This window comes from Paenibacillus sp. NRS-1781, assembly GCF_050467745.1.
Lineage (GTDB): Bacteria > Bacillota > Bacilli > Paenibacillales > Paenibacillaceae > Paenibacillus > Paenibacillus terrae_A.
On record NZ_JBITPI010000123.1, the window covers coordinates 1 to 1,211 of the forward strand.

At 40.0% G+C, this 1,211-nt stretch carries 3 protein-coding genes; all 3 read right to left on the reverse strand.

All coding sequences use genetic code 11. From position 1 onward, the window contains the following. Positions 1–312, reverse strand: a 312-nt coding sequence (locus tag ACIFO6_RS24230; protein ID WP_430044619.1) for a helix-turn-helix domain-containing protein, incomplete at its 3' end; no start/stop codon positions are given. 92 nt (positions 313–404) lie between these two features. Beyond that, positions 405–713, reverse strand: a complete 309-nt coding sequence (locus ACIFO6_RS24235) for a hypothetical protein (protein ID WP_430044621.1) — start codon at positions 711–713, stop codon at positions 405–407. Between the two features lie 107 nt (positions 714–820). After that, positions 821–1,211, reverse strand: a 391-nt coding sequence (locus tag ACIFO6_RS24240) for a hypothetical protein (RefSeq protein ID WP_430044623.1), incomplete at its 5' end; no start/stop codon positions are given.

Below are 1,211 nucleotides of genomic sequence, written 5' to 3' on the forward strand. Positions count from 1 at the left end.
CCGCGCCGTAAAGCCCACATCATGCGGAACCGAGTTCACGATCGTCTGTTTCAGCTCTTCTTGTTGTTCTGGGGTTAATCGAACAGGCGCACCTGGCGAATGATTCATTTGAAGACCTGGAAGCCCTCCTGTTTCATACGCTTGAATGTAACCTTTTACGGTTTTCGCACTTCGGTTGATGGTATGGGTAATTTGCTCTACTTCTGTTCCTTGTAGATACAAATACAGCGTCTGGTATCGTTCGTACATCCGACGTTTTTTGGCTTGCTTCATCGCCGTTTGGATCTCTTGGAAGGATGCTGAATGGTCCATTAAATTCCCCTGCCTGTCTAAAGTCATTGTCTATATTACTTCGACATGTAGCAACGAAATCCTTACCATAGTTTTCTAATCTTTAGTTCAACTTATATAGTTAGCATAATTTGAGAATGATCTTTATACTCAACAATTTTACACTCATCAAAATGTGGTCCGATTTCTTGCAATACTTGCTCTTTAATATCATCATCAAAAACTGGGATATGTAATACAGCATCTGGATCGCCAGTTTCAAATGGTAATAGAAAAAATTGAGCAATTACTGATAAGTCCTCCTCCATAGGCTCATTTGTTTTAACTTTTCTTATGATAGGTCTATCGCCAATATTATTTTTGTTGCTTATTTCCACATCTTTTTCTTCTTGAATGTTCACAATTTCTTCAAATAGTTTCATCTTGATCCCTCCTGTATAAACCACAATAACAAATGCCCAGCACTAAAACAAAAAAAGGCCGGCACATTGGCCGACCTAATCAACACTCGTAAGCGGTTTTGATATTATTATTGCAATTCGCCTCTTGTAGTACCTGTACGAACTGAAACTTGACCCGACATATCAGCACTACCACTTGTGAGGTTAACATAAAAATCTCCGGTAGACCAAGCACTTGAGTTAATAGGAGAAGACCAATCTTCACCGGGATTTATAGTTCCACTAAGCTTAACCGTTCCTGCACCTGAGCCTTGAGTTACTGTTAACTTAATTTTTTGACTGCCATTATTACGTACCCATACTTTAACGTATCCATACCCTGCACGAATGGTGAAAGGCTTTGACATTTCTGTACCCCTAAGTCGTACATCAAGCACAGAATCAGTGGCTTGAGGAGTAATAATATGACCCCCCAATTTTGGCGCAAACACATCGGTTGATGTGTTTGCAGATTGGGAA

Bases quoted from the DNA above. Each gene is read 5' to 3' on its own strand.
- ACIFO6_RS24235 (WP_430044621.1), bottom strand. From the start codon at position 713: ATGAAACTATTTGAAGAAATTGTGAACATTCAAGAAGAAAAAGATGTG.